Source organism: Streptomyces sp. NPDC046977, from assembly GCF_040644455.1.
Taxonomy (GTDB): Bacteria; Actinomycetota; Actinomycetes; order Streptomycetales; family Streptomycetaceae; genus Actinacidiphila.
On sequence record NZ_JBEYWO010000056.1, the window covers coordinates 22,091 to 32,103 of the forward strand.

A 10,013-nucleotide genomic window follows, 5' to 3' on the forward strand; every position below is an offset into this window, starting at 1 on the left:
AGTGACTCGTCAACGCGTGGCTCTTGTGAGCCACATTGGCTACGATGAGTACCGCCACGATGATGGAAGCCCCTTCTTCCACCCGGACGAATTCGACGTCACCCTGCTCGCGCGACCGCGTGACATCGCACGGCTGGCTCCCGGGCAGGTGACCCGCAGTATCCCCGTGGACATCGACACCCATGCCGAACTCGCCGTGCCGCTGTCCGAACTGCTCGGTGATGGCGCCTTCGACTGGGTGGTGGCGACGCAGGAGCGGATGCTGCTGCCGGTGGCGCGTCTGCGTGACGCCAAGGGCATCGCGGGCGGCATGGGAACGGAGCACACGCTGCTGCTCCGCGACAAGGTGGCGATGAAGCGCCACTTCTCGGCGTACGGGGTCCGGGTTCCGGAGTTCACTACGATCTCCGAACCCGCCCAGGCGGCAGAGCTGCTCGATAAGTTCGGCCAGATCGTCATCAAGCCCGTCCACGGCTGCAACTCCTTGGACGTGCACATCGTCCGGGACGCGAAAGGGCTGGCCGGCCTGCAGCGGCGGGGACTCGCGGGCTCCGACCGCTACGAGGCGGAGGAGTTCATCTCGGGCCGGCAGTTCCACATCGACAGTGTGGTCAGCAACGGAGTCCCTGTCGCTGTCTCTGTCTCGCAGTACCTCGACTCGCACGAGACATTCCCACTTGACGGGCAGATCCGGGCGCACACCCTCGACGGGGGTCCGGACCTCGAACTCCTCACGGCGTTCAACCGCACGGTGCTTGGGTGCATTTCCTGGTTCAGCGGCGCCGCACACCTCGAGGCCTTCCTCGACGACGAGGGCAGCCCGGTGTTCTGCGAGTTGGGCGGCCGCCCCGGTGGCGCCGGCATCGACGCCGGATTCCGCTTTCGCCACGGAGTTTCCCTGCTCTTCGCCAGCGTTCTGCCGCAGATCGGGCGCACCGTCCCGGACAGCGGCGACCAGGTGCGCGCGGACCGACCGGCGACCGGTTGGAGCATGATCTACCCGCCGACGCTGGGCCGCTTCGACGGGTACCAGGCGCTTCCCCAGGCGGACTGGCTGCTTCAGCTCACGACGTCGTACCGCCCCGGTGACCGTGTCGTGCAACCCACGCAGTCGTCCGACGCGATAGCGATGGCGGCCGTCCACGGCAAGGACTCACGCGAAGTCGTCGACCGGCTTGCACAGGTGAAGAGCGAGATCTCCGTGTCGATCACTGCCGAGTGAACCGCCGCGGGACCGGCAGTGCACCGCCTCCAGGTCGCAGGGGCCCGCCCTCCACGGCACGGAACTTCCCGGAGCGCCGGCGACCCACGACGCGCCTCAGCGGGGGCCGGCTGCCGCCGTCTCCTTCCACACCGTACGGGCCGCCCGCAAGAAGGCGTCGTTCTCCGCCGGTGTCCCTACGGACGCGCGCAGTCGCTGCGGCACACCGCTGTCGCGGATGAGGACTCCTTGGTCGAGCATGGACTGCCACGCCCGGCGGGTGTCGGTGAAAGGGCCGAACTGCACGAACGAGGCGTCGGATGGGCTGACGTCGTAGCCGATGGCCGTCAGTTCGCGCACGACGTGCCGCCGTTCGTCCTTGAGTCGTTCCACGTAGGTCAGGAGTATGTCGGAGTGCTCGAGTGCGGCCAGGGCGAGCGCCTGGGTCACGGAGGACAGGTGGTACGGCAGTCGTACGAGTTGAACCGCCTCGACCACGCCGGGGTCGGCGACTAGATACCCCACACGCAGTCCCGCGGCGCCGAAGGCCTTGGACATGGTGCGGGTGACCACGAGATGGGGAAGCTCCTCCACCAGCGTCACCATGGACGGCTGGTCCGAGAACTCCCCGTACGCCTCGTCCACGACGACCATGCAGGGACGCGCCCGCTGCGCCGCCTCGTACACTTCGCGCACGGCCTGTGCCGGGACAGCGGCCCCGGTCGGATTGTTCGGCGAGGTGATGACGACGAGGTGGGGCCGCTGTTCGGCGAGGGTCTCGCGCGCGGCGCGCAGATCGATGCCGAAGCCTTCGTCCCGCATGCAGGAGATCCATTGCGTACCGGTGTTGCGGGCGATCAGCGCGTGCACCGTGTACGACGGTTCGAAGCCGAGGGCCCGGTGGCCCGGACCGCCGAACGCCTGGAACACCTGCTGGACGACTTCGTTGGACCCATTGGCGGCCCACACCTGCCGGGCGCCCACAGAGTGACCGGTGGCGCGTGTGACATACCTGGCCAGCCCCGCTCTCAGCTCGCGCGCGTCCCGGTCCGGATAGCGGTTGAGTCCGCCCGCGACCTCGCGTACCCGTTCCGCCATCGCACGCACCAGCGGCTCCGGCAGCGGATACGGGTTCTCGTTGACGTTCAGACGCACCGGAACATCCGGTGCGGGAGCACCGTAGGGAGTCTGACCGCGGAGCTCGTCCCGAAGGGGCAGATCATTGATGCCGGTCATGTGCGGGGCACTTTCTGGTCGAGGAACTCGAGGACGAGCGGGCCGGCGATGTCGCGGCACTCTTCGAAGTAGGCGTGACGGGCGCCCTGGATCCACTCCAGCCGGGAGCCCGGGATCCGGGCTGCCAGCAGCGATGCGTTGGCCGCGGGAGCGAGCAGGTCGTCGGTTCCGTGCAGTACCAGCGTCGGTGCCGCGATGCCGGGCAGCGCGTCCCATGCGTCGTGCTCGTCGCTCGCGACCAGGTGCCCGCGCCGGGCATGTACCGGCATGCTCCGGTCGCCGAGAACGTGGCAAGGGCCCGAGTGCGTCGCGAGCCAGGCCGGGCTGTACATCAGTTCCAGAAGAGCCTGCCGCGCCTTGACCGGATCGGGCTGGAAGAGGTCCCTGCGGACGCTGTCGCCGCGGTCGACGGCGTGTCGGCCGCCCGCCGACGTGCAGCCGAGCACCAGGGCACGTACCCGTCGGGAGTGGCCGATGGCCAGACGTTGGGCGACGCGACCGCCCATGGACGTGCCGTACACGTCCACCCGCTCCAGGGACAGTGCGTCGAGAACCGCGACCACGTCGTCGGCGAACCGCGCGATGGAGTAGGGGAGGTTCGGCTTGTCGCTCTGCCCCGTGCCCCGGTAGTCGATCGTGACCGTACTCCGTGAGCCCGCGAAATCGTTGCGGACACCGTCCCACCAGTGATGGTCGTTCGCCTGGCCGGCGAGCAGCACGAGCGGCGGACCGTCACCACGAACCTGGTAGGCGATACGGACTCTGTCCGAGGCCATGGCGTGCGGCACGGTGATTCCTTTCGGCAGGGACATGGGAGCGGCGGCCCGACGCCGCGCCCGGACGTGGTGATGTTCGGGTCGACCCGCGGTGACGCCTTGGCAACCGGTCAGCCTGCCGGGCTGGGTTGCGTTTACGCGCCGACCTCGTGGACGGGCACCCACGTTCCGCGCGCTCGGAGAAGATGCGATCAACGCTGTGTCGTCTCCGGAATCCACTTCTGCGGTGCGAGAGGGATCAGGGGGAAGGCAGCACGCTCCACATCCCATATGGACTGCCGCGGACACGTTGCCGCAACCGTCGCTGGGCCACAGTGGCTGTTCTCTCCATTACGTTCTGCCCACTCTCCGGGCGGACGGTGCGCGACCTTTCCACCGGTTCTGGGTCGCGGGGGCCGCCGAACGTGAACAGGCGATGGTGCGTGGTCAGCTTTGCATTCGCCGATGAGCATCTCAAGGAAGGGCGAGGAGAACCAGGAGGCATCTTCTTGCCGCGCCAACTGCCGCCCTCCTGCCTCCCCATGAACGGGGTCGGTCATGGAATGCGGGGTGTGCCCGCCGTGGCGGGGACGTCGGCCAAGTGAGGTTCCCCCTGCCGGCCGGACAGCTTGATACTGGGACGGATGGTCCCGGAGGAAGCAGTCACAGGTAGTGAATAGCAAGAGCAACATGAGTAAGCGGTACACGGCCGAGTTCAAGCGGGACGCGGTTGCCTTGGCGTTGTCCTCGGAGAAGACGGTCACCGAGGTCGCGAGGGATCTGGGCGTGAGTCCGGAAGGGCTGCGCGGGTGGGTGAAGCAGGCGAAGGTCGACCGCGGTGAGGGACCTGCCGGGGCTTTGACCACTGCGGAGCGTGAGGAGTTGGTCCGGCTGCGGCGGAAGGTTCGCGAGCAGGAGGCCACGATCGAGGTTCTGGGAAAAGCGACCGCCTTCTTCGCTCAGGACAAGATGAGGTAGACACCGTGGCACGGTGTCGTTTCATCGATGCGGAGCAGGCATCGCAGGGTAATCCTGCAGGTCACAGCGTTGCGTTTCTGTGCCGTGTGCTGGGAGTGCCCCGTTCCACCTACTACGCGCACAGGGCGTCACGGCCGGCCCGGACGGTGCGGGAGCGGGCCGAGGAGGTGCTGGTGGGCGAGATCCGAGTGCTTCACGCCGGATCTCGCGGTGCCTACGGAGCCCCGCGGATCCACGCCGCCCTGCGGCGGGCCGGGCGGGTGGTGAACTCCAAGAAGATCGAGCGGCTGATGCGCGAGCACCGGATCGTCGGGATCACCCGCCGTCGGCGGCGGGGCCTGACCCGGCAGGCGAAGCGGGCGGTGTTCGCGCTCGACCTGATCGGCCGGGACTTCACCGCGCCCCGGCACGGGATGCGGCTCGTCGGCGACATGACTGAACTCAGCACGTTGAAGGGGAAGTTGTATCTGGCGACCTGTATCGATCTCGCGACGCGGGAGGTGGTCGACTTGGCGATGGCCGACCACCACCGCGCGGAGCTGCCGGCCGCTGCCTTGCGGATGGCGGCCGGGCGTGGGGGCCTGGAGCAGGGTTGCGTCATGCATACGGATCGCGGAAGCGAGTATACGAGTGACGAATTCGCAGCGAAATAAGCAAGTTGCGCATGAGGCAGTCGATGGGGCGCGTCGGCTCTTGTTACGATAATGCCGCCGCGGAAAGCTGGTTCGCCATCCTGAAAGCGGAGATCGGGACGACCATGTGGGAGACCCGCGAGGCCGCCCGGGCCGACGTTTTCCGCTACGTCGAGGTCGAGTACAACCGCAGCCGACTCCGTCGGCGCCCAGACTACGGGTACGTCACCCCGCTCGAAACGAGATCCTTGCTCAGGCAGAACCTCGTCCCGGCAGCGTAAACACCCGCTGTCCACTTCGCGGGGGGAACTTCACGTCAGCCATACCCCCTCCTGCCGGAGACCGGCGAGGTGTTCCTGTCAATGGGCGATGGCATCGGCGGCTGCCTGCTGGGCGCTTGCGTTGCGTGCCAGGTCCTCGTCCAGCCGGCGCAGGTACTCCTGCTGGATCGTGGTCTCTTGGCTTGGGGCGTTGGGATCTCCACGGACATACGCGGCTCGCTCTCCTCATTCCGGGTGTGTGTTTCCGGATGGTAACCCTCTCGGACCTCAGGGAAGGTGGGTGAGGCAGAAACAGCACCGCTCAGGCGAAGGCGGGTGTCGTGCAGTTGTTCCCGATCGAGCAGCGGATGCGTCATTCGCGGGCTTGCTGTTGGGACAAAAGCGGCAATGTGTGGTGAGGTTGACGTTGGGACACTTGCGCGCAGGCAGGATGTACCGTCGCGGGGTGCCGGGCCGCCAGCGGTCCGGCACCCCGCCCGACCAGGCGGCCATCAACGCTTGAGCGCCAGCGACTGTCTCCCGAGCAACCCCGTACGCGGCAGAGATCACGATGGCGTCGCGTGGGGTGGGGTGCGCAGCGCAAGGACGGCCATGTCGTCGTGCCCGTCGCTGGGGTGATGCTCGGTCAGGGCGTGCACGAGGCGATGCAGGGGCAGGTCCGCGTACCGGGTGGCGAGGACCCGCAGGCGCTCGAGTCCGGTGTCGAGGCTCTGGCGGGGGTATTCGATGAGACCGTCGGTGAACAGGATCAGCGTTGAGCCGGCTGGAACCTGGTGGGTGTGATCGCGGCGGGCGGTGGTGGTGTCGACGCCGAGTGGGAGATCGGGTTCGACCGCCAGGTAGCGGGCGTCTCCGCCCGGGGTGATGAGCAGGGGTGAGCAGTGGCCGGCGCTGCTCCAGCGCAGTGTCCAGGCGTTGCTCCCTGGCGCGGCAGGTTCCAGGCGGGCAAGGCACGCGGTGGTCACGGGGGTGTCGGTAATGGCCTGGAGCGCGCGGTCGAGGCGGGCCAGTACGTCGCTGGGGGAGGTGCCGCGGTCATAGAGCAGGGCGCGGAGCATGTGCCTGGTCTGCGACATGGCGGCGGCCGCCCTGACGTCGTGCCCGAGGACGTCGCCGATGACGGCGACGCAGGTGTCGTCGGACACGCGCAGTGCGTCGTACCAGTCGCCGCCGAGAAGCCCCGGCGCGGGGGCGGGACGGTAGGCGGCGGCGGCTTGGAACGGGCTCAGGTCCGACAGTCGGGGGACGAGCAGCCGCTGGAACTGCTCGGCCTCGTCGCGAATCTGACGGAACATGCGGGCGTCGTCGATGGCCAGGCCCGCCGCGCCGGCCAGGGCCAGGATCACTGTCTCGTCGTGCGTGGTGAAGGGATTCCCGTCCAAACGGTCGGCGACGTACAGGTCGCCGTAGATCTGGCCACGGATGTGGATCGCGACGCCGAGCAGTGTGTGCATCGGCGGGTGCCCCGGCGGGAAACCGGCCGAGTCCGGGTGGGCGGCGATGCTGTCCACGCGCAGCGGCGCGGGGTCATGGATGAGCCGGCCCAGCAGGCCGCGACCTTGAGGGAAGGGCACGCCCGTTATGTCGGCGAGCTGCTGGTCGGTCAGGCCGGCCTCAATGAAATCGGCAAGTCCAGTGCCTTCCTGGTCCAGGACACCCAAGGCCCCGTAACGCGCGCCCACCAGGTCCATGGCCGTGGTGACGATCAGCCGCAGCACCGCCGGGAGATCCACGTCCCGGCTCAAAGCAGCCTCGTACAGATCGTGCAGCCGCTCCTGCACCCGGGCCAGGAGTACCAGCTGCTCGGCGATCTGTTCCAGCTCTCCGCCCAGGCCGACCCCAGGTCCTAGCGGAGAGCCTTCTGCCCTGTCGCCGTCCCGGGTCAATTTCGGCCCCTGTCGGCCTTGGATCTCAGGCGGCCAGCATCCATGTGTGGCAGAACACCTCTTCCCGTGGCCTAAACGGTGCAGGCCCCCGGCGCGCACGGTGGGGGCCTGCTTCCTGACACCAAGGGCCGTGTAGTGGGCCCCTTGCACTCAACTGCCCCGCGTTGAGTGTGGCACGTCGGCGACGTCCAGCCGGGTGAAGACGGATACCGGCCCTGGTCTGGGGGACCGCTCTGTGGTCCCGGCGAGTCACCCGTAGGGCTCGCTGGCCGCCAGAGAGTCTTGAACAGCGTCGACGAGGCAAGCCGCGACGTCGCGGCGTGCCTCGTCGGACAGTGAGCCTTTTCAGCGTTGCCTCTGCAGGGTGAGTACGGCTCTTGCCGCTGACGACAGACGGTTGGGGCTGCAGCGGGCGTGGCGGAAGATGCGCCAGAGTTTGAGGGTGGCCATGCCGCGTTCGACGGGGTAGCGGAGCCGGGCGTGCACTCGGTTCAGCGATTTTTGCCGGGTGGTGAGCTCCTTGCGGGGTGGGCGTCTGGTCGGCGTGGCGAAGGTGCCGCCGGCGCCGAGGTAGGCCAGGTCGGCCAGAGCTGGGATGCCGAGGCGGACGCAGGTGGTCACGATGCGGTGGGTGCGGGCCGCGGTCAGGTCGTGGGTGCGGCCGGGCAGCGCTCGGGAGATCCACACGATCTCGCCGTGTGGGTCGGTGATGACCTGGAGGTTCACGCCGTGGCGGCGGTGCTTGCCGGAGTAGTCGGCGCGTTGGTCGCCGACCCGGTCGCACTCGGCGAGCGTGCCGTCCACCAGCACGTACTCCGCGTCCGCCTCGCGCAGGGCGCAGGTCAGGCCTGGCGCACGGTGGGCCAGGAGGTCGATGACCGCGTGCACGTATGCGTGGGCGGTGCCCACGCTGATCCGGAAGCCCGCTGTGATCTGGGCGAGGGTGTCGTGCTTGCGCAGGTACACCAGCGCGACCAGGCCCGCTGCGAGGGCCGGAGCTTGCAGCGGCGGTCACCCTCCCGGGTGACGTTCAGCATCGTCACCCACTCAACCAGCGCATGGGCCAGGTCCAGGCAGGATACGTAACCAACGGGGCTCCCCGGCAGAAGAGTTGAGACGTCAGACATCTCGCTCAACCGTCGAGGAGCCTCGCCCGTTTCGCACCGGTTTCCAACCAGTGGGCCCTCACCCGTTTGGTGGCCCCGCTGAAAAGGCTCCCTACCTTGTTGGCGGGTTCGGTTCCGGTCATTCGTAGGATCGGGAGGCCCAGGGGTTTCGGGTGTGGCTCAAAAGGCTCATGCCGCTGGGTGGCTCTCACTGATTGGCCGCCCGAGACCCCGCGACGACACGGCCACTCATTGGGATGCGCGAACAGTCGCTTCGTAGGGACACGTCGGCGTGGTCGTCCGCAGGGACCAGTACACGAATCGTCGAGGGGAGACACCGGCGCCCGAACTGTGGGCGGGGACGGACGCTGGCAAGGTCGAGCACCACTGCACGGTGATCGATGCGGACGGGGCGAAGGTTCTGTCGAGGCGGGTGCCGAAGACGAGGACGAGCTGCTGGTACTGATGAGCGATGTGCTGGCCCTGGCCGACGGCGGTCCGGTGACCTGGGCGGTCGATCTGAACGCCGGCGGTGCCGCGCTCTTGATCGCGCTGCTGACCGGGCACGGGCAGCGGCTCCTCTACATCCCGGGCAGGACGGTGCATCACGCCTCCGGTTCCTACCGCGGTGACGGGAAGACCGACGCGAAGGACGCCTACGTCATCGCGGACCAGGCCCGGATGCGCCGTGACCTGCAGCCCTTGCAGGAATGGGACGAAATCGCGATAGACCTGCGGATCCTCACCGCCCGCCGCTACGACCTCACCGCCAACCGCACCAGAGCGATCAACCGGCTCCGCGCTCAGATCCTGGAGTACTTCCCGGCCCTGGAGCGTGCCTTCGACTACAGCACCTCCAAGGCCGCACTCGTCCTGCTGACCGGTTACCAGACCCCGGCCGCCCTGCGCCGCATCGGCCAATCACGGCTGACGAGTTGGCTTGCGAACCGCAAGGTCCGCAGCGCGCCGGCAGTAGCGGCCCTCGCCATCGAGGCGGCACAGGCTCAGCACACCGCGGTTCCCGGCGAGAGAACAGCGGCCGCCATGGTGAACATCCTCGCACGGGCAGTGATGGCCCTGGACGAGGAGATCGCCCGCACTGACGCAGCGATCGAGGTCCTGTTCCGCCAGCACCAGCACGCCGAGGTCATTACCAGCATGCCCGGCATCGGCACCCTGCTCGGCGCCGAGTTCATCGCCTGCACCGGCGGCGACATGGACGCCTGCGGCAGCCCCGGCCGTCTCGCCGGAGTCGCCGGACTGGCACCTGTGCCGAAGGACTCGGGCAGGATCAGCGGCAACATGCGCCGACCGCACCGCTACCACCGCCGCCTCCTGCGCGTCTTCTACCTCTCCACCCACGTCGCCGCCCGCTGCTGCCCCACGTCCCAGGCCTTCTACCAGCGCAAACGAAGCGAGGGGAAAACCCACAAACAGGCGATCCTCGCCCTCGCCCGACGCCGCCTGGACGTGCTCTGCGCCCTCATCCGAGACCAACGCACCTTCACCACCGAGCCACCCCAACGCGGACTCACAGCGGCGTGACCTGATCGCCAAGCGTCACCGAAACCCTTGACGAACACCATTGGGAATCAGTGAATTGCGAAATTCTGCAATTCACTACATGCTGTGGTGGCTGTGTCCGTAGGTTGCCGTGGGCGCAGCGCCTGGCAATGCCCCGTGTCCCGGGGTGGGAGGAGTGTTCGAGACCGTGCCGGTTCCGCTGTATCAGGCGAAGGCGGAGTTCTTTCGGATGCTGGGGCATCCGGTGCGCATCCGAGTGCTGGAGATGTTGCAGGACGGGCCATTGCCGGTGCGTGACCTGCTCACCGAGATCAAGATCGAGCCAGCCGCGCTGTCCCAACAGCTGGCGGTCCTGCGTCGTTCGGGGATCGTGACCGCGACCCGGGGGGGCTCCACCGTTGTGTACGCGCTGGC

The 10,013-nt window shown here is 68.1% G+C and carries 8 protein-coding genes and 2 pseudogenes; 6 read left to right on the forward strand and 4 right to left on the reverse strand.

All coding sequences use genetic code 11. The features are described from left to right. Window positions 1–16 precede the first annotated feature (16 nt). Window positions 17–1,222, forward strand: coding sequence for an ATP-grasp domain-containing protein (locus tag ABZ883_RS41240; protein WP_360916830.1), 1,206 nt, complete (start codon window positions 17–19; stop codon window positions 1,220–1,222). 96 nt (window positions 1,223–1,318) lie between these two features. Here ABZ883_RS41240 and ABZ883_RS41245 read toward each other — a convergent pair whose 3' ends face one another. Together ABZ883_RS41245 and ABZ883_RS41250 are read right to left on the reverse strand one after the other, a co-directional pair. Continuing rightward, window positions 1,319–2,437 (reverse strand): histidinol-phosphate transaminase, encoded by a 1,119-nt coding sequence (locus ABZ883_RS41245; protein ID WP_360916833.1) that lies wholly within the window; start codon window positions 2,435–2,437, stop codon window positions 1,319–1,321. Continuing rightward, window positions 2,434–3,213, reverse strand: a complete 780-nt coding sequence (locus ABZ883_RS41250; protein ID WP_360916836.1) for an alpha/beta fold hydrolase — start codon at window positions 3,211–3,213, stop codon at window positions 2,434–2,436. Before ABZ883_RS41250 ends, ABZ883_RS41245 begins: the two co-directional genes overlap by 4 nt. 669 nt (window positions 3,214–3,882) lie before the next feature. Between ABZ883_RS41250 and ABZ883_RS41255 the strand changes: the two genes are divergently transcribed. The 3 genes from ABZ883_RS41255 to ABZ883_RS41265 are packed head-to-tail and all read left to right on the forward strand — an operon-like array spanning window position 3,883 to window position 5,083. Continuing rightward, a complete protein-coding gene (locus ABZ883_RS41255) occupies window positions 3,883–4,170 on the forward strand; it encodes a transposase (protein WP_060902739.1) in 288 nt (95 codons plus the stop codon). Between the two features lie 5 nt (window positions 4,171–4,175). Further along, a complete protein-coding gene (locus ABZ883_RS41260; RefSeq protein WP_360916841.1) occupies window positions 4,176–4,823 on the forward strand; it encodes an IS3 family transposase in 648 nt (215 codons plus the stop codon). Between the two features lie 11 nt (window positions 4,824–4,834). Next, window positions 4,835–5,083 carry an IS3 family transposase gene (locus ABZ883_RS41265; protein WP_360916844.1) on the forward strand — a complete coding sequence of 83 codons (249 nt, stop codon included), beginning with the start codon at window positions 4,835–4,837 and terminating at the stop codon, window positions 5,081–5,083. A 545-nt stretch (window positions 5,084–5,628) separates the two neighbouring features. Here ABZ883_RS41265 and ABZ883_RS41270 read toward each other — a convergent pair. Together ABZ883_RS41270 and ABZ883_RS41275 are read right to left on the reverse strand one after the other, a co-directional pair. Continuing rightward, entirely contained in the window at window positions 5,629–6,969 is a 1,341-nt protein-coding gene (locus ABZ883_RS41270) for a GAF domain-containing SpoIIE family protein phosphatase (protein ID WP_360916847.1), read from the reverse strand. A 345-nt stretch (window positions 6,970–7,314) separates the two neighbouring features. Continuing rightward, window positions 7,315–8,096, reverse strand: a pseudogene (locus ABZ883_RS41275) (transposase family protein). A gap of 328 nt (window positions 8,097–8,424) precedes the next feature. Between ABZ883_RS41275 and ABZ883_RS41280 the strand changes: the two are divergent. Together ABZ883_RS41280 and ABZ883_RS41285 are read left to right on the forward strand one after the other, a co-directional pair. Continuing rightward, window positions 8,425–9,620, forward strand: a pseudogene (locus ABZ883_RS41280) (IS110 family transposase). A 166-nt stretch (window positions 9,621–9,786) separates the two neighbouring features. Next, window positions 9,787–10,013 (forward strand): metalloregulator ArsR/SmtB family transcription factor (locus ABZ883_RS41285; RefSeq protein ID WP_360916849.1); only part of this gene is annotated, 227 nt, incomplete at its 3' end.

Excerpts from the sequence above, each read along its gene's own strand:
- ABZ883_RS41245 (WP_360916833.1), bottom strand. The coding sequence starts at position 2,437 with ATGACCGGCATCAATGATCTGCCCCTTCGGGACGAGCTCCGCGGTCAG.
- ABZ883_RS41250 (WP_360916836.1), bottom strand. The coding sequence starts at position 3,213 with ATGGCCTCGGACAGAGTCCGTATCGCCTACCAGGTTCGTGGTGACGGT.
- ABZ883_RS41255 (WP_060902739.1), top strand. The coding sequence starts at position 3,883 with ATGAGTAAGCGGTACACGGCCGAGTTCAAGCGGGACGCGGTTGCCTTG.
- ABZ883_RS41265 (WP_360916844.1), top strand. The coding sequence starts at position 4,835 with ATGAGGCAGTCGATGGGGCGCGTCGGCTCTTGTTACGATAATGCCGCC.